The 18,847-nt window shown below is 62.9% G+C and carries 22 protein-coding genes; 9 read left to right on the forward strand and 13 right to left on the reverse strand.

The window, feature by feature from the left end; genetic code table 11:
* Positions 1 to 57: 57 nt before the first annotated feature.
* From NKH54_RS21125 to NKH54_RS21135, 3 genes are all read left to right on the forward strand, one after another.
* A complete protein-coding gene (locus tag NKH54_RS21125) occupies positions 58 to 1,119 on the forward strand; it encodes a D-alanine--D-alanine ligase family protein (RefSeq protein WP_352764744.1) in 1,062 nt (353 codons plus the stop codon).
* Between the two features lie 91 nt (positions 1,120 to 1,210).
* Complete coding sequence (locus NKH54_RS21130; RefSeq protein ID WP_353028821.1) at positions 1,211 to 1,975, forward strand: low temperature requirement protein A; 765 nt, start codon at positions 1,211 to 1,213, stop codon at positions 1,973 to 1,975.
* Positions 1,906 to 2,463 carry a low temperature requirement protein A gene (locus NKH54_RS21135; RefSeq protein ID WP_353028822.1) on the forward strand — a complete coding sequence of 186 codons (558 nt, stop codon included), beginning with the start codon at positions 1,906 to 1,908 and terminating at the stop codon, positions 2,461 to 2,463. The genes NKH54_RS21130 and NKH54_RS21135 overlap by 70 nt, the downstream gene beginning before the upstream one ends.
* Positions 2,464 to 2,481: 18 nt before the next feature.
* Here NKH54_RS21135 and NKH54_RS21140 read toward each other — a convergent pair whose 3' ends face one another.
* From NKH54_RS21140 to NKH54_RS21155, 4 genes are all read right to left on the reverse strand, one after another.
* Complete coding sequence (locus tag NKH54_RS21140; protein WP_023692990.1) at positions 2,482 to 2,769, reverse strand: DUF1330 domain-containing protein; 288 nt, start codon at positions 2,767 to 2,769, stop codon at positions 2,482 to 2,484.
* Between the two features lie 13 nt (positions 2,770 to 2,782).
* Positions 2,783 to 3,496, reverse strand: coding sequence for an orotidine-5'-phosphate decarboxylase (pyrF, locus tag NKH54_RS21145; RefSeq protein WP_023687488.1), 714 nt, complete (start codon positions 3,494 to 3,496; stop codon positions 2,783 to 2,785).
* Positions 3,493 to 4,089: an NADPH-dependent FMN reductase gene (locus tag NKH54_RS21150; protein ID WP_023687487.1), complete on the reverse strand. Its 597-nt coding sequence runs from the start codon at positions 4,087 to 4,089 to the stop codon at positions 3,493 to 3,495. Before NKH54_RS21150 ends, pyrF begins: the two co-directional genes overlap by 4 nt.
* Positions 4,090 to 4,210: 121 nt before the next feature.
* Positions 4,211 to 4,975 carry a LysE family translocator gene (locus NKH54_RS21155; protein WP_353028823.1) on the reverse strand — a complete coding sequence of 255 codons (765 nt, stop codon included), beginning with the start codon at positions 4,973 to 4,975 and terminating at the stop codon, positions 4,211 to 4,213.
* On the opposite strand from NKH54_RS21155, the gene NKH54_RS21160 reads away from it, so the two are divergent.
* Positions 4,953 to 5,852, forward strand: coding sequence for a LysR family transcriptional regulator (locus NKH54_RS21160; protein WP_353028824.1), 900 nt, complete (start codon positions 4,953 to 4,955; stop codon positions 5,850 to 5,852). The two genes, NKH54_RS21155 and NKH54_RS21160, sit on opposite strands and share 23 nt — an antisense overlap.
* 95 nt (positions 5,853 to 5,947) lie before the next feature.
* On the opposite strand, the gene pmtA is transcribed toward NKH54_RS21160, so the two are convergent.
* The 7 genes from pmtA to NKH54_RS21195 form a co-directional block, all read right to left on the reverse strand.
* On the reverse strand, positions 5,948 to 6,553 hold the full coding sequence (gene pmtA, locus NKH54_RS21165) for a phospholipid N-methyltransferase PmtA (RefSeq protein ID WP_023681321.1): 606 nt from the start codon (positions 6,551 to 6,553) through the stop codon (positions 5,948 to 5,950).
* A 117-nt stretch (positions 6,554 to 6,670) separates the two neighbouring features.
* On the reverse strand, positions 6,671 to 7,801 hold the full coding sequence (dnaJ, locus tag NKH54_RS21170; RefSeq protein ID WP_023681322.1) for a molecular chaperone DnaJ: 1,131 nt from the start codon (positions 7,799 to 7,801) through the stop codon (positions 6,671 to 6,673).
* A 219-nt stretch (positions 7,802 to 8,020) separates the two neighbouring features.
* Positions 8,021 to 9,937, reverse strand: coding sequence for a molecular chaperone DnaK (gene dnaK, locus NKH54_RS21175; RefSeq protein ID WP_023673200.1), 1,917 nt, complete (start codon positions 9,935 to 9,937; stop codon positions 8,021 to 8,023).
* A 371-nt stretch (positions 9,938 to 10,308) separates the two neighbouring features.
* Positions 10,309 to 11,307 (reverse strand): LLM class flavin-dependent oxidoreductase, encoded by a 999-nt coding sequence (locus NKH54_RS21180; RefSeq protein WP_023673201.1) that lies wholly within the window; start codon positions 11,305 to 11,307, stop codon positions 10,309 to 10,311.
* Between the two features lie 22 nt (positions 11,308 to 11,329).
* Positions 11,330 to 11,533 carry an arylamine N-acetyltransferase gene (locus tag NKH54_RS21185; RefSeq protein ID WP_023687482.1) on the reverse strand — a complete coding sequence of 68 codons (204 nt, stop codon included), beginning with the start codon at positions 11,531 to 11,533 and terminating at the stop codon, positions 11,330 to 11,332.
* 82 nt (positions 11,534 to 11,615) lie between these two features.
* A complete protein-coding gene (locus NKH54_RS21190; RefSeq protein ID WP_023681324.1) occupies positions 11,616 to 12,785 on the reverse strand; it encodes an AI-2E family transporter in 1,170 nt (389 codons plus the stop codon).
* A gap of 109 nt (positions 12,786 to 12,894) precedes the next feature.
* Positions 12,895 to 13,956: an LLM class flavin-dependent oxidoreductase gene (locus NKH54_RS21195; protein WP_023732768.1), complete on the reverse strand. Its 1,062-nt coding sequence runs from the start codon at positions 13,954 to 13,956 to the stop codon at positions 12,895 to 12,897.
* A gap of 234 nt (positions 13,957 to 14,190) precedes the next feature.
* On the opposite strand from NKH54_RS21195, the gene NKH54_RS21200 reads away from it, so the two are divergent.
* Positions 14,191 to 14,619 carry a DUF6481 family protein gene (locus NKH54_RS21200; protein WP_023673205.1) on the forward strand — a complete coding sequence of 143 codons (429 nt, stop codon included), beginning with the start codon at positions 14,191 to 14,193 and terminating at the stop codon, positions 14,617 to 14,619.
* 85 nt (positions 14,620 to 14,704) lie between these two features.
* On the opposite strand, the gene sugE is transcribed toward NKH54_RS21200, so the two are convergent.
* Entirely contained in the window at positions 14,705 to 15,019 is a 315-nt protein-coding gene (gene sugE / locus NKH54_RS21205; protein WP_023681326.1) for a quaternary ammonium compound efflux SMR transporter SugE, read from the reverse strand.
* 206 nt (positions 15,020 to 15,225) lie between these two features.
* Positions 15,226 to 15,492, reverse strand: a complete 267-nt coding sequence (locus NKH54_RS21210; protein WP_353028865.1) for a hypothetical protein — start codon at positions 15,490 to 15,492, stop codon at positions 15,226 to 15,228.
* A gap of 71 nt (positions 15,493 to 15,563) precedes the next feature.
* Here NKH54_RS21210 and NKH54_RS21215 point away from each other — a divergent pair, with 71 nt between their 5' ends.
* The 4 genes from NKH54_RS21215 to NKH54_RS21230 all read left to right on the forward strand — a co-directional run bounded on the left by NKH54_RS21215 (position 15,564) and on the right by NKH54_RS21230 (position 18,809).
* Positions 15,564 to 16,373, forward strand: coding sequence for a transglutaminase-like domain-containing protein (locus tag NKH54_RS21215; protein ID WP_023687480.1), 810 nt, complete (start codon positions 15,564 to 15,566; stop codon positions 16,371 to 16,373).
* Positions 16,374 to 16,485: 112 nt separating this feature from the next.
* Positions 16,486 to 17,439, forward strand: coding sequence for a cation diffusion facilitator family transporter (locus NKH54_RS21220; protein WP_023696044.1), 954 nt, complete (start codon positions 16,486 to 16,488; stop codon positions 17,437 to 17,439).
* Positions 17,440 to 17,516: 77 nt separating this feature from the next.
* Complete coding sequence (locus NKH54_RS21225) at positions 17,517 to 17,921, forward strand: GFA family protein (RefSeq protein WP_023673210.1); 405 nt, start codon at positions 17,517 to 17,519, stop codon at positions 17,919 to 17,921.
* Between the two features lie 81 nt (positions 17,922 to 18,002).
* Complete coding sequence (locus NKH54_RS21230) at positions 18,003 to 18,809, forward strand: class I SAM-dependent methyltransferase (protein ID WP_023814531.1); 807 nt, start codon at positions 18,003 to 18,005, stop codon at positions 18,807 to 18,809.
* The last annotated feature ends 38 nt before the right edge of the window (positions 18,810 to 18,847 follow it).

Consider the following 18,847-nt stretch of genomic DNA (forward strand, 5'->3'; position numbering starts at 1 on the left):
CAAGTCTGAAGCAGGGGCCATGCCATGGTGGGACAACACCACCGAAGGTCCTGATCCATGCCGCGCCCGACCCTGATCCTCGTCCATGAGCCGGAAAAGGCCTGTCTCGACCGGCTGGTCGCCGACGGCTTTCCCGCCGAGCGTGCCTTGGAAATCTCGTCCTATCTGGCGCAATCGACCGATCTCGCGCCCGAATTCGATGAAATCACCGCCGCTTGCGGGCGGCGCGGCCTCGCCTTTATGCCGGTTGCACTCGACGATGCGGCAAGCGCGCTGGCGAAGGCCGATCCCGCAACCACGCTGGTCTGGACGCTGACCGACGGCATTGCCTATTTCCGCGGTGCTGCAGCGCCCGCACTTGCCAGGCTGAATGGGCTTAGAACCATCGGAGCCGACGATGCGCTGTTCGCGCTTTGCCAGGACAAGTTCCGCTCCGGCGCCGTGCTTTGCGCGCTCGGCCTGCCGGCGCCGCAGGCAGGCCTGGCCCGCGACGGCCGCTGGCTGGCCGCCCCGCCAGCTTCGGAAGCCGGCTGGTTCGTCAAGCCGAACCGGCTCGGCTCTAAGGTAGGCATCTGGCCGGATTCACGCTGCAACGACCTGGCCCATGCGCTGGAGCTTAGCCGGCGGGTCTATGCCGCTTATCGCGACGATGTCGTCGTCCAGCCCTATGTCGGCGGTCGCAATGTCCGCGCCAGCTTCCTTGGGCTGCAAACGGATGCCGGGGCGGAAGCGCTCGGCATTGCGTTCGTCGACTCCGGCGGCGATTTCCAGACCATGGCGGACTCGATGGCGCTTTACGGCGACACCGGCGAGGCCGCCAAGGCGGCTGGACTATACAGCGAGCCGGTGCTGGAGGCGGTTGCCGACACCCAGCCGGCAGCCGCGGCAACCATCCGCCGCATCGCCGAGCGGCTGGTCAGCGGACTTGGCCTGCGCGACGTGTTTTCCATCGATTTCAGGGTCGAGGCCACCGATCATGCCCACCTCATCGAGTTCGAAGTCTGTCCCGGCCTGCCCTGCTTCGATTTCCGCGCCTATTGCCGGCTGCAATGGAGCATGACGCTGGCCGATGCGGTTGCCGAGACGGCGGCGAACCGACTGAACCGACAGGCGATCTGAAAGGCCGCGGGGACCGGCACGACCTACCGCGCCTTGACGGCTTTTGCTCCACCTTTAGTGTCGCGGGACAGTCCTCAGGCAAGGCCGCGCGATGAGCACACCAGCAAGCTCCCTCCATCATCACATAAGGCGCATGGCCGGGCGCGATCCGCATGAGGCGCATCGCGTCGCCACGCCGCTCGAGCTGCTGTTCGATCTGACCTTCGTCACCGCCTTCAGCCTTGCCTCGTCGCAACTGGCGCATGCCTTGGCCGAGGGCCACTACGCGGCGGCGCTGATCGGCTTCGGCTTTGCCAGCTTCGCGATCTGCTGGGCGTGGATCAATTTCTCCTGGTTTTCCTCCGCCTATGACACCGACGATTGGATCTTCCGCCTCGTCACCATGGTGCAGATGATCGGCGTGCTGGTGCTGGCCATCGGCCTGCCGCGCATGTTCGCCTCGATCGAGCATGGCGAACACCTCAACAATTCGGTGATGGTGCTGGGCTACGTCATCATGCGCGTCGCCATGATCTTCCAATGGCTGCGCGCGGCGCGGCAGGACCCTGGGCGGCGGCGTGCCTGTCTCACCTATGCCATCGCCATCGCGATCGCCCAGATCGGCTGGGTGGTGCAGATCCTGGTCGATTTCTCGCTGGCGACGAGCCTGGCTTTCGGCGCGGTCCTGCTTCTCATCGAGCTGGCCGGACCGGTCATCGCCGAACGCCGGGATGGCGGCACGCCCTGGCACGCGCATCACGTCGCCGAGCGCTACAGCCTCTTCGCCATCATCGCGCTGGGCGAAGGGTGGTCGGCACGCTGGCGACGCTGTCGGCCGTGGTCGAGGAGCAGGGCTGGAACCTCGATGCCGCCTTGATTGGCATTGCCGGAATGGGTCTCACCTTCGGCATGTGGTGGGTCTATTACATGCTGCCCTCGGGGACGGTGCTGCACCAGCACCGCAATCGCTCTTTTGTCTGGGGCTATGGCCAGATGCTGATCGTGGCGGCCATCGTCGCCACCGGCGCCGGGCTGCATGTCGCGGCCTATTTAATCGAGCACAAGGCCCATATCGGCCCGGTAGCGACCCTGCTCTCGGTCGCCATTCCGCTAGGCGTGTTCCTGGGGGCGATCTACGCGCTGTATTATTATCTCGTCCAGCGCTTCGATCCCCTCCATGTCTGGCTGCTGGCGGGAACGGCTGCGGTCGTCGCACTTGCCATCATCGCCGCCCTTGCCGGCGTCGACATGGCGGTCTGCCTCATCTTACTCACGCTAGCGCCGGCCGTCACCGTTGTCGGCTATGAGCTGTCGGGGCACCGCCATCAACTGGAGGTGCTGGCGCAGGAGGAAGCGCCGCACTGAGCAGAGCAGCTTCGCGCGTCAGATACCCTCGACCAGCACGATCTCGCCATCGGCTACTTTCTGACGGATGGCGACGGCGCGCTGGTACTCCGGCGAGTGGTAGCAATCGTGCGCCGCGCTGAGCGATTCGAACTCGATAATGACATTGCGGGCGCGGCCAGGCCCCTCGGCCTTTTCATGCTCACCGCCACGGGCAAGGAACTTCACGTCGAAACGGTCGAAAGCGAGCTTGGCGGCAGCGACATAGTCCTTGTAGCCTTCGACGTCGCGCACATCGACGCGGGCTACCCAGTATCCCTTGGGCATTTTCTTCTCCTCGTTACGCGGCGCGCATCTCTTCCAGTATGGCTTCCGCCGCCGCGCGCCTGTCGCTTGCCGCCACGATTGGCCGGCCCACAACAAGATGGCTGGAGCCGTTGCGGATCGCCTGGCCGGGCGTCACCACGCGTTTCTGGTCGCCATGGTCGCTGCCCTTGGGCCGTATCCCCGGCGTCACCACCGCCAGGTCGGGTCCGACGATGCGGCGCACCGCTTCCGCCTCCTCGGCCGAGCAGACGACGCCGCCCATGCCTGCATGCAGCGCCTGTTCGGCGCGCCTCAGCACCAGCGTGTGCGGGTCGTATTCATAGCCGGCGTCGATCACGTCCTGCTCGTCCATCGAGGTCAGCACGCTGACCGCCAGCAGGCACAGGTCGCTGCCGCGCGACGCTTCCACAGCTGCCTTCATCGCCTTGGGATAGGCATGGATGGTCAGCATCGTCATGCCCATGCGCACGATGTTCTCGACACCCTTCGCCACGGTGTGGTCTATGTCGAGCAGCTTCATGTCGAGGAAGATCTTCGTGCCGCCGCTGGCCAACTCCCTGGCGAAGTCGAGCCCGCCGGCGAAGGCCAACTGATAGCCGATCTTGTAGAAGGAGACGACGCCGTCGAGTTCGCGCACCGCCTGTTCGGCCTCTTTCACCGTCGGCACGTCGAGGCCGACGATCAGCCTGTCTCTCATCGTATGGGCCTGCATGGCTGTGGAAATCATGCCCCGGTCCGGGTCGACAGCATGCGCGAGGTTTCGATCAGCGTGCGGCATAGGTGCTCCATCGATTTGGTCAGTCTATCATCCCTGAAATTGCCGTCGCCGTCGAAGGCATTGCCGCCATCGGATACCGAGCATTCCGGCGTCACCATCTCCAGCTGGCAGCGCACCAGCACGGCGCGCAGATGGTTGATGCAGCGGATCCCGGCGAAATGTCCGTTGGAAGACGAGCACAGGCCGGCGACCTTGCCGACAAGCGGCCTCACCGGCCGGCCGCCATCCAGGCGCACCCGGCTCACCCAGTCGATCGTGTTCTTGAGCAATGGCGGGATCGAGCCATTATATTCGGGCGTCGCGATCAGCAGCCCGTCATTGGCGGCGATCAGCCGGCCAAGCTTCACGGCGTTGTCGGGAACGCCTTTTTCCTTTTCGAGGTCCTCGTCGATGATCGGCAGCGGATAGTCGGCCAGCGAAATGCGCGTCACCTCGGCGCCTTGCATAGCCAGCTCCTTCTGCGCCACATCGGCGGTCCTGCCGCTGAAGGCGCCGCTGCGCACCGAGCCGGCAAAGACGAGGATTTTCGCGATCACAGCCATTGGCCACTCTTGTTCCCGGACAGGTACAGCCAGAGGCTGCGCAAATCAACGCACTGGCTCAAAAAACGGAAACGATCGGGGGGGCAAGCGCGCGAAGGTGTGCCGAGCAGCTGGGCTATTGCTAGTGGGTGACCGCAATTCTTGCACTCAGCGCGATGAGTGCAACTCCGAGCAAGGCATCTATCGGCCTGCGGACGCTGCCATATACCGACCGAACCCTTCTTGTGGAGAACATTAGCGCGACAAGCCCAAACCACGCCATCGCGACCAGCCCGATTATGGCCAGCGACACTGCCTGGACCCAGATCGGAGCCTGCATCGGCAATACCGATATGAACAGGCTCGCGAAGAACGCGGCCGTCTTCGGATTTGTAATTCCGACAACGAATCCGCTTCGCCAAGGAGCCGTAGTCTCTGCGCCACCGACGACCAGCGGTGGCCGCGCCTGCCAAGCCGACAAAAGGATCTTGCTGCCCAGGTAACCGAGATACACGGCACCGGCGATCCGGACGGCAAGGCGAGCCCATGCAATCTGCGTCAGTACGAGGCCCAGGCCACAAATCGCGAGAGCCGCCCACACCATGATCGCTGCGGCAATGCCAAGCGCCACATGGAACCCCGCGCGACGGCTGATCAGCGCATGGGAAGTCACGGCTACAAAATCGGGTCCTGGGCTCATGGCGCCGAGCAGGAAGACCGAAGCAAGGGTCAGGAATTGCGGAAGGTAGCTCATGCGATACTCCAGTTTCAGTCTCGTCGTACCGCACGCCTGCATGCCGGAGAGCCAGGAAAGCCGCTCGCCGATTTCGAGGGTCGTTTCCCTCACCTTCACAAAACCTACAGCGCTCGTTAATATGAGCGAAATGAAAGATATTTCGGCAGCCATGAACAATGCTAATATCAACATCACGATGCTGCGCGTCCTGACATCGCTCAGCGAGACGCGCAGCTTCACCAAAACCGCCGAGCGGCTCTGTCTTTCTCAATCGGCCATAAGCCATGCAATGAAGGCGCTGGAGGAGATCGTTGGCGCGCCCCTCGTCATACGTGATCGGCGCGGTGTCGCTTTCACCGCAACCGGCGAGGCGGCTTTGGACGCGGCGCGCGCCGCTTTGCATGCTTTAGGCCGTCTTGTCGGCCTACGGGAACACTCCATCAAAGGCAGAGTACGGCTCGCGCTGGTCAGCAGCGCCTCGGTAAAGATTGCTCCATATGCGTTGAACATTACTTCCGTCCGGCACCCGGAGCTTGCTGTCGAACTGCTCTTGGGCACGGATACCGAGGTGGCGGAGTGGGTCGATCGCGGTGCCGCCGATATTGGACTGTCCTACATCGCCGGCAATTGCCAAGCCGAGGAACTTGTCGACGACGAACTCTTTGTGGCGTCATCGCAAAAGAACTCAGTCCAAGGCGGGTCATTTCCGATCCGCGCTCTCGACGGCCAGCCATTCATCATGTCGAGCGGCGGCTGCGGACCAATGCTTGCCGAATTGTTCCAGGATTTTGGCGTTGCGCCAGTTGTCATCCTGTCGGCGAGCGATATGGCGGCGCTGCTTGCTCTGGTTGGGGCCGGGCGCGGTTTGTCGATTGCGCCAGGCCTGGCGTTTCCGGCCGATTGGCAGCGAACCGTCGCGAGGCGTCCTCTGGAGCCGCGTGCGCGTCGGCCTCTGCTGCTTCTGTTCTCCAGCAGCGCCGAAGCAACGGCCGTGCGGGCCATGTGCGCGGCGATCAGAGAGGTCGCCACGAGTTTGCGAGGCGGATAACAGTCAAGGATGTGGATCGACCCTCAATCGAGCTTCCTTCGGGAGACGTCGATCCTCTACAAGGCGCCAGAGACTTCTCCCGCCCCCAATACCAGCTAATGCGCTTCGCGCCGGTAGATCCACAGCTGCGTCGGCGGGATGTTGCGGAAGATGAAGTCGAAATGCTTGACCGTGTAATTGCCGCGGCCGGGCGGGATCGGCGACAACGGCCCATAGGTCAGCTGCACGATCGGCCGTCCAACCGGGATGCGGTCTAACAGGCTTTCAATATAGGCGATCCGCTGTGCGACCGGGAAATTTAGCAGCGGCACGCCGGAGACGACGGAATCGAAAACCATACCGCTCTTCTCGCCAAGCGTGGCGTTGAGATTGAAGGCATCGCCCTCGATGACGTTGACGCCGGGATAGAGCTGGCGCAGATGGCGCACGAAATCGGTGGAATATTCGACCGCGTAGAGGTTTTCGGGCTTAACGCCCTGGGCGAGGATTGCACGCGTGATGACGCCTGTGCCGGGGCCGACTTCAAGTACCGGCAGGCCAGACTTCGGATTGACGATGGAAGCCATCTTGCGGGCGGTGACGGAGCTTGTCGGCACGATCGAACCGACCGACTTCGGCTTGTCGATCCAGCCTTTGAAGAATTTGAGTTCGTCGTCGAACTTTTCCGCCAGCGCCTTCCGCAATCCCGGACCACGTGCCATGCAAGTTCTCCTCAACACTCCCCGAACGCTACTTAGCAGCTAACAGGTCCAAGGCAAGGCGCGATCTGGCATAAGATGTTGATGACGTTCGGGAAGCGTGGCGGCCTTGGTTTGGGTTCAGTGCTCGCCGAAGGATTCGAAAAAGTCCTTCATGCGGGCGAAAAAGCCGCTCGACTGGGGCGAATTGTCCTTCGACGACAGCTGCTCGAACTCTTCCAGCAGCTCGCGCTGGCGGCGCGACAGGTTTTGCGGCGTTTCGACCGCGGTCTGGATATAGAGGTCGCCGACATTGGGCTGGCGCAGCACCGGCATGCCCTTGCCCTTGAGGCGGAACTGGCGGCCGTTCTGCGTGCCTTCGGTCACTTTCACCTTGGTCTGACTGCCGTCCAGCGTCGTCACCTCGAACGAGCCGCCAAGGGCGGCCGTCGTCATCGATATCGGCACCTTGCAGTAGAGATCGGCGCCGTCGCGCTGGAAGAATTCATGCGGCTTCACGGCCAGGAAAATATAGAGGTCGCCCGATGGGCCGCCGCGCAGGCCCGCCTCGCCCTCATTGGCAAGCCGGATGCGGGTGCCGTCCTCGATGCCGGCCGGGATATTGACCGACAGCGAGCGTTCCTCGGTGACGCGGCCCTGGCCGGCGCATTTCGGGCACGGGTCCTTGATCGTCTGGCCGCGGCCTTGGCATTGCGGGCAGGTACGCTCGATCGAGAAGAAGCCTTGCGTCGCTCGTACCTTGCCGTGGCCATGGCACATCGAGCAGGTCACCGGCTGGGTGCCGGGCTTGGCGCCTGTCCCGGAGCATTCCGTGCATGAGATCGAGGCCGGCACGCGGATTTGCGCGGTCTTGCCGGCAAACGCTTCTTCCAGCGTGATTTCCATATTGTAGCGCAAATCGGCGCCGCGTTCGCGGCCGCCCGACGAGCGGCGCTGGCGCCCGCCCATCATGTCGCCGAAAATATCTTCGAAAATGTCGGCGAAGCCGCCGGCGCCAAAACCTTGCGCGCCGCCATTCATGCCGCCCTGCTCGAAGGCGGCGTGACCGAAACGGTCATAGGCCGCGCGCTTCTGCGGGTCCTTCAGCGTTTCGTAGGCTTCGTTGATTTCCTTGAACTTGTGCTCGCAGGAGTGATCGCCGGGATTGCGGTCGGGATGGAACTGCATGGCGAGCTTGCGGAAAGCGCTCTTGAGCTCCTTCTCGTCGGCGCCCTTTTGCACGCCCAGCGTCTCGTAGAAATCAGCTTTCATCTTTTCCCGCAGTCCGGATGCTCAACGTCTTGATGCATGTTGCGTCGTTTGCCGGCACGTTGTCTCGATTTAGGAGCGGTGATGCCCGGATGCTAGGGCCGGCGCGCTTGTGCCTGTGTTTTTCAGTGACTTTTTCGGCAAGGCCCGCACTTTTTCAGCGAGGGTTGCAAAAAAGCCCGGCTTTGCGCCGGGCTTTCCGCTTTATTTGCCGTCAACCGGTCAGGCCGACTTCTTCTTCTCGTCGTTTTCGTCGATTTCCTCGAAATCGGCGTCGACCACGTCGCTATCCTTGGCCGCGTCCGCCTTGGCGTCGGCTTCCGCCGCTTCCTTCTGCGAAGCTTCGTACATGGCCTGGCCGAGCTTCATGGATGCTTCGGCAAGCGTCTGCGACTTGGCCTCGATGTCGGCGGCATCGTCGCCTTCGGCAGCAGCCTTCAGCGCCGTGATAGCCTCCGATATCGCCGTGCGCTCGGTTTCCGAAACCTTGTCGCCATATTCCTTCAGCGACTTCTCGGAGGAGTGCACCAGCGCCTCGGCCTGGTTGCGGGCCTCGACCAAAGCACGCCGCTGCTTGTCGGTCTCGGCATTGGCTTCGGCGTCCTTGACCATCTTCTCGATGTCGGCGTCCGAAAGGCCACCAGAGGCCTGGATGCGGATCTGGTGCTCCTTGCCGGTGCCCTTGTCCTTGGCCGAAACGTTGACGATGCCGTTGGCGTCGATGTCGAAAGTGACCTCGATCTGCGGCACGCCGCGCGGCGCCGGCGGAATGCCGACCAGGTCGAACTGGCCGAGCGCCTTGTTGTCGGCAGCCATTTCACGCTCGCCCTGGAAGACGCGGATGGTCACGGCCGACTGACTGTCTTCAGCGGTCGAGAACACCTGGCTCTTCTTGGTCGGGATGGTCGTGTTGCGTTCGATCAGGCGGGTGAACACGCCACCCAGCGTCTCGATGCCGAGCGACAGCGGCGTCACGTCGAGCAGCAGCACGTCCTTCACGTCGCCCTGCAGCACGCCGGCCTGGATGGCGGCGCCCAAAGCGACGACTTCATCCGGGTTGACGCCCTTGTGCGGCTCCTTGCCGAAGAACTGCTTCACGATCTCCTGGATCTTGGGCATGCGGGTCATGCCGCCGACCAGGACCACTTCGTCGATCTCGCCAGCCTTCAGCCCGGCATCCTTGAGCGCCGCCTTGCAGGGCTCGATGGTGCGCTGGACGAGATCGTCGACCAGCTGCTCGAACTTGGCACGGGTCAGCTTCAGCGTCAGGTGCTTGGGGCCGGTCGCGTCGGCGGTGATGAAGGGCAGGTTGATTTCCGTCTGCGTCGTCGACGACAGCTCGATCTTGGCCTTTTCAGCCGCCTCCTTGAGGCGCTGCAGCGCAAGCTTGTCGTTCTTCAGGTCGATGCCCTGTTCCTTCTTAAACTCGGCCGCCAGGTATTCGACGAGACGCATGTCGAAATCCTCGCCGCCGAGGAAGGTGTCGCCATTGGTCGACTTCACTTCGAACACGCCGTCGCCGATTTCGAGCACCGAAATGTCGAACGTGCCGCCGCCAAGGTCATAGACGGCAATGGTCTTGCCATCCTTCTTGTCGAGGCCGTAGGCAAGTGCTGCAGCCGTCGGCTCGTTGATGATGCGCAGCACCTCAAGGCCGGCGATCTTGCCGGCGTCCTTGGTGGCCTGGCGCTGGGCGTCATTGAAATAGGCCGGAACGGTGATGACCGCCTTCTCGACCTTCTCGCCGAGATAGGCCTCCGCCGTTTCCTTCATCTTCTGCAGGATCATGGCCGAGATCTGGCTGGGCGACTGCTTCTTGCCGCCGGCCTCGACCCAGGCATCGCCATTGTCGCCCTTGACGATCTTGTAGGGGACAAGCTTCTTGTCCTTCTCCGTCACCGGGTCGTCATAGCGGCGGCCGATCAGGCGCTTGACCGCGAAGATGGTGTTTTCAGGATTGGTGACCGCCTGGCGCTTGGCCGGCTGGCCGACGAGACGTTCGCCGTCGCCCGAGATGGCGACGATGGAAGGCGTCGTGCGCGCGCCTTCCGCATTTTCAATGACCTTGGGCTCCTTGCCATCCATGATGGCGATGCAGGAGTTGGTGGTGCCGAGATCGATACCGATTACTTTTGCCATTTTTCTAGTCTCTCCGCTAAGCAGGCTCTCAGGACCCGTAAGGCGTTCCGACGAAAGCCCCTGTTCACAAGAAATTCCGCTCCGGCAACCGGCATTCCGGCACTGGGCGGCTTGGCGCGTATATAAGAACAGGCGGCATCGGGCGCAAGCATTCTGCGCATGGCATCCACCGCGCCGCACTTGGCGCCTTTGAACAGCCGCCCAGCGGCCCGGATGTGCTCCAACCGCGCTCAAAACCCCAGGATCTGCGCGATCCCCCGGCGAAGCGCCCAGTCAGGGCTTCGAAACCACAAGAAAACGTCACCTATGCGTGAGAGAGGCGGCTCCTGGCTGAGGAAGGCGCCTGCCCACAGCAGACACAGGCAAAAGCGTCACGCGGCCTGCGACAGCGATTTATGCGCCTCGGCCAGGATTTCGAACGAGCGCACGCGTGCCGCATGGTCGAAGATCTGCGCGGTCACCATCAGCTCGTCTGCGCCGGTGCGGCGCACGAACGCGTCTATGCCTTGCCGGACGGTTTCGGGAGAGCCGACGACGGCGCAGGACAGCGCCTGCGAAATCATGGTTTTTGCCATCGGCTCGAGCGTCTGGTCATAGCCCTCGACCGGCGGCGGCAGGCGGCCGGCCCGCCCGGTGCGCAGATTGACGAAGGCCTGCTGGAGCGAGGTGAACAGCAGTTTTGCCTCTCCATCGGTCGGTGCGGCGAAAACGTTGAGGCCGAGCATGACATAGGGCTTGTCCAGCTGTTCCGAAGGCTGGAAGCGCGAACGGTAGATCTCCAGCGCATGGTCCAGTTCGGCCGGCGCGAAATGCGAGGCGAAGGCATAGGGCAGGCCGAGCATGGCGGCGAGCTGCGCGCCATAGAGGCTGGAACCGAGGATCCAGACCGGCACCTTCTGGCCTTCGCCGGGCACGGCGTGGATACGCTGGCCTTCCGCGGCCGGCTGGAAATAGCCCATCAGCTCGACGACATCCTGGGGGAAATTGTCTGACGCCTCGAGATTGCGGCGCAGCGCGCGCGCTGTTCCCATATCGGTGCCGGGCGCGCGGCCGAGGCCGAGGTCGATGCGGCCGGGGTGCAGTGCCGCCAGCGTGCCGAACTGCTCGGCAATCACCAGCGGCGCATGGTTGGGCAGCATGATGCCACCGGCGCCGACGCGGATGGTCTTGGTGCCGCCGGCGACATGGGCGATGACGACGGCGGTCGCCGCGCTGGCGATGCCCGGCATGTTGTGGTGCTCGGCCAGCCAGTAGCGCCTGTAGCCGAGCCGCTCGGCATGGCGGGCCAGGTCGAGCGAATTTGCCAGCGATTGCGAGGCGTCGCTGCCTTCGACGATCGGCGACAGGTCGAGAACGGAAAGTGCGGTCATGGGCCTCAAGCCTTTACGATGTTCAACTGCCTGACCCTGGTTTCGAAGGCGCGGTCGGGAATGAGGATGTCGAGCTGGTGCCAAGCAGCGGGTCCAAATTCTCGAACGGGATCGCCTGCGGATGCTGGCGATGCGACGCGCTCAGCGTGCCGAGCGGAGCATCGATCGGGCCGCGATAGCCGATGCGGTCGAAATAGGAATCGAGGTCGAAGGAGGCATCGTTCATCGCAGGGTCCGGGTTGACCGGCTCGATATAGGCACTCCGCCTGAAGACAACAAATGCGAGATGACGGACAGGCGCGGCAAGCTTATGGCGCGGCCTTTCCGTTCTCTTCGGCCGCTTCCTCCTCCACCACGGCCGTCTGCTGTGCGGCGAGAAAATTGCCGACATGGCTGAGGCCATCGAAATGATCGCAGAACACTTTGACGACGACCAGCAGCGGCACCGCCATCAGCGCGCCGACAAAGCCCCAAAGCCAGGACCAGAAGGCGATGGCGATGAAGATCGCCACGGCGTTGATCTCGAGGCGTCGGCCGACAACCATCGGCGTAACGAACTGGCCTTCGACGATGTCGCACAAAAGCACGAAGCCCGGCGCCAAAAGGGCGTAGGTGATCGAGTCGAAGCTGATCATCGCAATGACGCTGACCAGCACGATGGTGATCAGCGCGCCGACATAGGGCAGGAAGTTGAGCAGCGCCGCCATCGTTCCCCAGACGAGCGGGTTGGGCATGCCGAGCGCCCACAGGCCAAGGCCGATAACCGCGCCGAGACCGGCATTGATGACGGTGACGGTGAGCAGATAATGCGAGATTTCGCGCTCGACGTCATAGACGACGCGCAAGGCCCGCTTCTTCTCACTGAGGCTGGCGAAGGACTGGATGATCTTCTCATAGAACATCGTGCCTGACGCCAGCAGGAACAGCGACAGCACGAAGATGATGGTCAGGCTTGTCCCCGCCGACAGGACGTTGCTGGCGGCGGCCGACAGGACGCCGGACTGCGCCATCGCCACCTTCTGGATGCCCGGCTCCTGCGAGGTCTCCGTCATCTGTTCGATCTGATGCGAGATCTGCATGATCCTCTCGAGCGGACGCCGCAATTGCGCCAGCCGTTCGGTAAGTTGTTGGCCGATCGACGAGGTGTTGTTGAGAAGGTCGATGACCGGGCCGCTGAGCAGATAGCCGGCAACGCCGAAGACGCAGATCGACAGCACGACCAACATTGTCGCCGAAACCACTTCCGGAATGCCGCGCTTGCGCAGGAAGCGCACGATTGGTGTCAGCGTCAGCGTCAGCAGGAAGGCGAGGATGACCGGCATGAAGAAAGCACGCGCGAAATACAGCGCGTAGATGGCCATGAACAGGAAGATCCCGATGAGCAGCGAACGCATCAGATGCGTGTCGGCACGCGCCACAACTCTCGCCTCTTCGGTCTCGGCAAGGCCAGCACCCAAAGCGGCGGGTTCGGCTTTCATGATTTTCCCTCAGCGGCGCACCGCAATTGGTGCTTTCCCCTGACGGAAACGCCTCTGCAAGCCCAAGGTTCCGTTAGCCGGCAAGGCCTCAATCCGGGCCGCCCGTCGCTCAGGCGGCTGGCGCTGCGACGGCGACGCCGGGCTTGGCGGTCTCCTTGCGTACGATCGGCGCCACCTTGGTGCCGTACAGTTCGATCGCCTTCATGATCTTGGCGTGCGGCATGGCGCCGATCGCCATCTGCAGCAGGAAGCGGTCATTGTTGAAGATCTTGTGCTGGGCGACGATCTTTTCCGCCACCTGCTCCGGATCGCCGACGAATAGCGCGCCGTTCGGACCACGCGACTGATCGAAATGCGCCCGCGAGGTCGGGCCCCAGCCGCGCTCGCGGCCGATGCGGTTCATCACTTCGGCCTGCGGGCCATAGAAATCGTCGGCCGCCTGTTCAGTGGTGCCGGCGATGAAGCCGTGCACATTGATGCTGGTGGCAAGGCCCGAGGGGTCGGTACCGGCCCGCCTTGCGGCATCGCGATAAATGTCGAACAGCGGTGCAAACCGCGCCGGCTCGCCGCCGATGATGGCCAGTGCCAGCGGCAAACCGAGCACGCCCGCGCGCGCCGCAGATTGCGGCGTTCCACCTATTGCGATCCAGATCGGCAATTTGTCCTGTAGCGGCCGCGGATAGACGCCGAGGTCGTTGATCGGCGCGCGCAGATTGCCGGACCAGGTAACTTTGACGCCGCCGCGTATGGCCAGCAGCAAATCGAGCTTTTCGGCGAACAGCTCGTCATAGTCCTCGAGATTGTAGCCGAACAGCGGGAAGGATTCGATGAACGAACCGCGCCCGGCCATGATCTCGGCCCGGCCGCCCGACAAAAGGTCGAGCGTTGCGAACTGCTGGAAGACGCGAACCGGATCGTCGGAGGACAGCACGGTGACCGCGCTGGTCAGCTTGATGCGCTTGGTGCGTTCGGCGGCAGCGGCCAGCGCCACCACCGGCGCGGACGCGGCATAGTCGGGGCGGTGATGTTCGCCCAGACCAAAGACGTCGAGGCCAACCTGGTCAGCCAGCTCGACCTCCTCGATCAGATTGCGCAGCCGCTGATGCGGGCCGATCGCGCCGGGGCCGGGCTCCGGGCTGACGTCGGCGAAAGTGTAGAGACCGAGTTCCATGGCATGTCATCCAAATGTTCTGATTTGCCGCTAGAGGTAGCGGCGAGCCGCCCCGGCCGCCAGAGGGGCGGATAGTGAACAGTGCATGTCGGTTTCGGCCGGCTTTGTTTCAGGGAAAACGCGTCTCCCGGCTGCAACAGTATAAACTTTCATGGCTGGCATACCGTTTTGGCGCTTGAACTCTCGGTTTTCGCGCGTATGTAAGCGTCGCGAATTGACTTCAGGGAAGTGGACTTGGCTATCTACAGGGAAAAAGACATTTTCGAGCGGCGCAATGCCGCGAACGAGGCAAAGAAGGCGCTTCTGGAGCGCTTCAAGTCAAAGCCGGCGGCTGATGATCCTGCGGTTCTGGCCAAACAGGCCGAACGCAAGGCGATTCTTGAGGCTCGCGAGATACGCGAGGCCGAAAAGGCCAGGCTGAAGCAGGAAAAGCTGGCACGCGAGGCGGTCGAGAAGGCCGAGCGCGAGGCAGCAGCCGAAGCGGCGCGTATTGCGGCCGAAGAGGCAGCGCAGGCTGAAGCGAAGATCAAGGAAGCCGAAGAAAACGAGCGCATTGCCCGTTTGCTGGCCGACGAAGCCGAACGCAAGGCCAAGCGCGACGCACGCTATGCGGCCCGCAAGCAGCGTACCGGCAGGACGCCTCCGGGCTTCTCCGCCCGCTAACGCTTCGATCGAAACGATCGGACATCAGGGTCGCCTTCCAGCGGCCCTGAATGTGTTTGTGCGTCGATTTCCTTGGTTGCTTTGCTCAGGCGGCGAGCTTCAGCCCCATAATGCCGCAGACGATGAGCGCAATGCAGGCGAGCCGGATGGCCGTCGCCGGCTCGCCCAGCAGCCAGATGCCAAGCAGCGCCGTGCCGACCGTGCCGATGCCGGTCCACACCGCATAGGCCGTCCCGACAGGCAGCGTCTTGAGCGCCAGGCCGAGCAACCCGAGGCTGATGATCATCGAGGCGACAGTGAGCACCGTCGGCAGCGGCTTCGAGAAGCCGTCGGTGTATTTGAGGCCGATCGCCCAGCCGATTTCGAACAGGCCGGCGAAAAACAGAAAAATCCACGACATCGGGATGCACTCCATTCCATGAGCATGGCGGGCCGTCCCGGCCGATTTATGGGAAGGCGCGAGGTCGTCCTCGCCGCTTCGACACAAGCGGCTGCGCCGGTGCGATCAACAAAAACACCGGCCGCATCGTTCATGCCGCCGGTGTCAAAATCTGCGCCGAAACGGTTTGTCCGGATTTCAACCGTCCAAGATCTTCCGAGGCGGGCTTACTTTTCCTTGAGCCTCATCGCCTTGACGGGCGGCGCCTTGAGTGCCGGAGCCGCTGCGGGCTTCTTGGCGTCTTTTTTCGGCTTCCGAGCTTCCTTGCCCGCCTTCATCGCACCTTTAGCCATGATTCGTTCCTCCAGTTGCTGGGAGGCCAACTGAAACAAGAGAAACGCCGGACTGCAAGAGGGCTGCGTCTGTCGCCGGCGCCGTCGGGCCGCTTTCAACCGGTTTCTAATTTGCTCGTAAACCATTCCGGTCCGTGCCATGGTTGCCTTCGCACTGCAGCATCGGCCATGCCTTCGCCCGGCGATGATCAGGCAGTGCGGTCAGGACGACAATGCGAATCCGCATCGGCAGCGAGATGAGTTTCGATTTTCCGCAGGAAACGCCGCTGATCGCGATGCTCAACGTCCACTACTCCAGGGCCTCCGATCTCGAGCGCCCGGATTTCCTGACCTCCAACCCGCCGGTGCCGATCCAGAGCTACCGCGACAGTTTCGGCAATTGGTGCAACCGTTTCGTCGCCCCGCCCGGTCGCTTCACCTTCGGCACCGATTCGGTAATCCGCGACCCCGGCACGTTCGAGATGGGCGACCTGATGGCCTGGCAGCACGAGGTGCGCGATCTGCCGTCGGACACATTGCTGTTCCTGTTGCCCAGCCGCTTTTGCGAGAGCGATCTGCTGGCCAGCGAAGCCTGGCGGCTGTTCGGGCATACGCCGCTCGGTATTGCCCGCGTCCAGGCGGTCTGTGACTTCGTCCACAACCATATCGTCTTCAGCTACGGCAATGCGCGGCCGACCCGCACCGCGGCGGAAGCCTATCGCGAGCAAAGCGGCGTCTGCCGTGACTTTGCCCACCTCGCCGTCACCTTTTGCCGTGCGCTAAACATCCCGACCCGCTACTGCACCGGCTACATCAGCGACATCGGCCTGCCCAAACCTTGGGCGAGCATGGATTTCGCAGCCTGGATGGAGGTCTATCTCGGTGGCCGCTGGCATGTCTTTGACCCGCGCAACAATTCGCCACGCATCGGCCGCATCCTGATCGCGTCGGGTCGCGACGCCGCCGACGTGCCGCTGACCCACATCTTCGGACCGGGCACGCTGGCTGGTTTCAAGGTGTGGACGGACGAGATCATCGAATAGGGGCGTCTTTCCGCAAGCTGGCCTTCAACCTGAACGACCAGGCGATTCGTGCGTTGTGATGCCTGTGGAGCTCGGCGGCAGGCCGTTACATTGGGCGCCTTGGAGGGACAGCATGGCAGCGCATGGCGGGTCGAAGACGGTCATCTACGCGGCGCTCGCCGGTAATTTAGCTATTGCTATGACCAAATTCGTCGCCGCCTTCTTCACCGGCAGCTCGGCGATGCTGTCGGAAGGCGTGCACTCGCTGGTGGATACCGGCAATGGCGGGCTGCTGCTCTACGGCATGCACCGCGCCGCCCGTCCGCCGGACCGCACGCACCCGCTCGGCCATGGCCGCGAGCTGTATTTCTGGAGCTTCATTGTCGCCCTGCTCGTCTTTGCGCTCGGCGCTGGCGTGTCCTTCTATGAAGGCGTCGTCCACATCATGGCGCCTCAGCCGGTCGCCAATCCCAAAATCAACTACATTGTGCTGGGCCTCTCAATGCTGTTCGAGGGCAGCTCCTGGTACGTGGCGCTGAAGGAGTTCCGCCAGCAGAAGGGCAACCAAGGCTGGCTGCAGGCCGTGCAATCGAGCAAGGATCCGAGCGTCTACACGATCCTGTTCGAGGACAGCGCCGCCCTGCTCGGTCTGTTCGTCGCCTTCGCCGGCATATTGGCGGCCGAACTCCTCGACATGCCCGAGCTCGACGGCGTCGCCTCGATCGGCATCGCGATGATCCTCGGCGCCACCGCCATCTTTCTGGCGCGCGAAAGCAAGGGATTGCTCATCGGTGAGCCGGCCTCGCCGGAAGTGCAGGCCAAGGTGCTGGCCATCGCCCAGCAGGATCCGGCAGTGCAGCGGGCCAACGGCGTTCTCACCGTCCATCTCGGCCCGCAACAGATCGTCGCTGGGCTGAGCATCGAATTCGAGGACCATCTGACGGCGCCTGAGATCGAAGCCTGTGTCGAGCGCATCGAGGCGCTCTTGAAAAAAGAAATGCCGGAGATCACCAGACTGTTCGTCAAGCCGCAGACGACCGGAACCTGGGAGCACCGGCGCAAGCAGGTCGAGGCGGCGTCGGACTAGTTCTGGACCAGCAGTCCACCGTTGGCGCCATCGCCTGGTCCCGCTAAGATCACCCGACGGATTTCGGAGAATCAACGATGAAAATCGATGGTGGGTGCCATTGCGGCGCCATAACTTATGAAGCAGACGTCGACCCGGAAAAGACCTCTATCTGTCATTGCACCGACTGCCAGCAACTGACCGGTACCGCCTTTCGTGTCACTGTTCCCGCGCCTGAGGATCATTATAGGATCACAAAGGGCACACCGAAGGTTTATATCAAGACGGGATCGAGCGGCGCCAAGCGTGCCCAGGCGTTCTGCGGCGACTGCGGTTCCCATCTTTACGCAACGTCGGTTGGCGACGGGCCGAAGGTCTATGGGATCAGGGCGGGGACCGCGCGGCAACGCGAGGATCTCGTTCCGACCCAACAGAAATGGCACCGATCGGCCCTGCACTGGCTTCCGGAATTCGAGGGCGTAAGCATCGTAGAGGCGCAGTAGCACCTGCCTCCCGGTTAAACGCGGCCCAAACCAGCCAATAATGTGCTAGGCTAGCCATCAAACGGATGGCGGGGGATAGCAATGTCGGAAACGGACAAAGTGTTTGCCGGCTCGATTCCGGAAAACTACGACCATTACATGGTGCCGCTGATCTTCGAGCCGTTCGCCGCGGATTTGGCACGACGGGCAGCGTCCTTGTCGCCCGGCGCCGTCCTGGAAGTCGCCGCCGGTACCGGCGTTGTCACCCGCGCATTGGCTCCAAAACTGTCTCCCGGCGCAAGCTATGTCGTGACCGACCTCAACCAGCCTATGCTCGACTACGCGGCCTCGCGACAAGCTCCCGACAGTCGCATACAATGGCGTCAGGCGGATGCTCTGGCGCTGCCGTTCGAAGATGCGGCTTTCGATCTCGTTTGCTGTCAGTTCGGCGCGATGTTCTTTCCCGACCGAGCCGCCGGCTATCGCGAAGCAAAGCGGGTCCTGAAGACCGGCGGCCATTTCCTGTTCAACGTGTGGGATCGCATCGAAGAGAATGTATTCGCCAATGATGTGACGAATGCTCTTGCGGAGATTTTTCCGAACGATCCGCCCCGCTTTCTCGCCCGCACGCCGCACGGCTACAATGACACTGCATTGATCCGCGGCGAGTTGGAAGCCGCAGGTTTCTCCCGTGTGGTGATCGAGACGAGGGCCGAACAAAGCCGTGCCTCCTCGCCGCGCCTTCCGGCGGTTGCCTATTGCCAGGGAACTCCGCTTCGCAACGAAATCGAGGCCAGAGGAAAACTGGAAGCCGCAACCGATCACGCCGCGTCCGTGATTGCAGCCAGGCACGGCAGCGGCGAGGTTGCGGCCAAGATCCAGGCGCACGTGATCGTGGCTACGGTCTAATGCATGTCGCCCAGAAGTGTGCCGCGGTTCCGGGACAA

Origin of the sequence: Mesorhizobium sp. M1004 (assembly GCF_040318795.1) — a bacterium.
Lineage (GTDB): Bacteria > Pseudomonadota > Alphaproteobacteria > Rhizobiales > Rhizobiaceae > Mesorhizobium.

What these genes read in the sequence shown, in the direction of transcription:
- NKH54_RS21185 (WP_023687482.1), bottom strand. Translation starts at nt 11,533, where the DNA reads ATGAACGATGCCTCCTTCGACCTCGATTCCTATTTCGACCGCATCGGC.
- NKH54_RS21215 (WP_023687480.1), top strand. Translation starts at nt 15,564, where the DNA reads ATGCGAATCCGCATCGGCAGCGAGATGAGTTTCGATTTTCCGCAGGAA.
- NKH54_RS21220 (WP_023696044.1), top strand. Translation starts at nt 16,486, where the DNA reads ATGGCAGCGCATGGCGGGTCGAAGACGGTCATCTACGCGGCGCTCGCC.
- NKH54_RS21150 (WP_023687487.1), bottom strand. Translation starts at nt 4,089, where the DNA reads ATGGCTGTGATCGCGAAAATCCTCGTCTTTGCCGGCTCGGTGCGCAGC.
- NKH54_RS21130 (WP_353028821.1), top strand. Translation starts at nt 1,211, where the DNA reads ATGAGCACACCAGCAAGCTCCCTCCATCATCACATAAGGCGCATGGCC.
- NKH54_RS21140 (WP_023692990.1), bottom strand. Translation starts at nt 2,769, where the DNA reads ATGCCCAAGGGATACTGGGTAGCCCGCGTCGATGTGCGCGACGTCGAA.
- dnaK (WP_023673200.1), bottom strand. Translation starts at nt 9,937, where the DNA reads ATGGCAAAAGTAATCGGTATCGATCTCGGCACCACCAACTCCTGCATC.
- NKH54_RS21155 (WP_353028823.1), bottom strand. Translation starts at nt 4,975, where the DNA reads ATGGCTGCCGAAATATCTTTCATTTCGCTCATATTAACGAGCGCTGTA.
- sugE (WP_023681326.1), bottom strand. Translation starts at nt 15,019, where the DNA reads ATGTCGTGGATTTTTCTGTTTTTCGCCGGCCTGTTCGAAATCGGCTGG.
- NKH54_RS21160 (WP_353028824.1), top strand. Translation starts at nt 4,953, where the DNA reads ATGAAAGATATTTCGGCAGCCATGAACAATGCTAATATCAACATCACG.
- NKH54_RS21180 (WP_023673201.1), bottom strand. Translation starts at nt 11,307, where the DNA reads ATGACCGCACTTTCCGTTCTCGACCTGTCGCCGATCGTCGAAGGCAGC.
- NKH54_RS21230 (WP_023814531.1), top strand. Translation starts at nt 18,003, where the DNA reads ATGTCGGAAACGGACAAAGTGTTTGCCGGCTCGATTCCGGAAAACTAC.
- pyrF (WP_023687488.1), bottom strand. Translation starts at nt 3,496, where the DNA reads ATGATTTCCACAGCCATGCAGGCCCATACGATGAGAGACAGGCTGATC.
- dnaJ (WP_023681322.1), bottom strand. Translation starts at nt 7,801, where the DNA reads ATGAAAGCTGATTTCTACGAGACGCTGGGCGTGCAAAAGGGCGCCGAC.
- pmtA (WP_023681321.1), bottom strand. Translation starts at nt 6,553, where the DNA reads ATGGCACGTGGTCCGGGATTGCGGAAGGCGCTGGCGGAAAAGTTCGAC.
- NKH54_RS21210 (WP_353028865.1), bottom strand. Translation starts at nt 15,492, where the DNA reads ATGGCACGGACCGGAATGGTTTACGAGCAAATTAGAAACCGGTTGAAA.
- NKH54_RS21190 (WP_023681324.1), bottom strand. Translation starts at nt 12,785, where the DNA reads ATGAAAGCCGAACCCGCCGCTTTGGGTGCTGGCCTTGCCGAGACCGAA.
- NKH54_RS21125 (WP_352764744.1), top strand. Translation starts at nt 58, where the DNA reads ATGCCGCGCCCGACCCTGATCCTCGTCCATGAGCCGGAAAAGGCCTGT.
- NKH54_RS21195 (WP_023732768.1), bottom strand. Translation starts at nt 13,956, where the DNA reads ATGGAACTCGGTCTCTACACTTTCGCCGACGTCAGCCCGGAGCCCGGC.
- NKH54_RS21225 (WP_023673210.1), top strand. Translation starts at nt 17,517, where the DNA reads ATGAAAATCGATGGTGGGTGCCATTGCGGCGCCATAACTTATGAAGCA.